This window comes from Bacillus sp. LR--39 (assembly GCF_053613335.1).
The window spans coordinates 1-563 of sequence record NZ_JBSIOT010001361.1; the positions used below are offsets into that span (position 1 = coordinate 1).

The 563-nt window shown below is 49.4% G+C and carries 2 pseudogenes; both read left to right on the top strand.

From position 1 onward, the window contains the following. Positions 1-164, top strand: a pseudogene (locus ACWHAR_RS30490) (hypothetical protein); the annotation flags it as partial. Positions 165-184: 20 nt separating this feature from the next. Further along, positions 185-563, top strand: a pseudogene (locus ACWHAR_RS30495) (DUF1445 domain-containing protein); the annotation flags it as partial.

The following is a 563-nucleotide window of genomic DNA, read 5'->3' on the forward strand; positions in this document are numbered from 1 at the left end:
CGATCGCACTAGGCTCCCTTTTAATCGGCGCGCATAAGAAGAATGTCATCGGCGACTACAGGCATCCGATCTGGCTTACAATTCCGGGCATTCTGGTCGTTATTGTCATGGCCATCATGGGAGGCTATACGTTAATCAATGAAATTCCTAAGTTATGGGGATGATCTCGTTGCATGTAAATGAAATGCGTCCTGACGAAGTCAGGGCTCTGATTCGAAAAGGGGAAATAACGGGTCCGACAGCCGGCATGGCCGGGGGTTTTACCCAGGCAAACCTGGTGATTTTGAAAAAAGAGCTCGCTTTTGAGTTCTTGCTGTTTTGCCAGCGCAATCAAAAGCCGTGTCCGATTCTTGATGTCACGGACCCCGGATCTCCGGTTCCGTCCATCACGGCGCCGGACGCTGATATCCGCACCGATTTTCCAAAATACCGCGTATACAAGCGTGGCGAATTGGCGGATGAAGTGACAGATATCTCTTCTTTATGGGAAGACGACATGGTCGGTTTTTTAATCGGCTGCAGCTTTACGTTCGAACAAGCGTTAATGAATAACGGAATCCCTG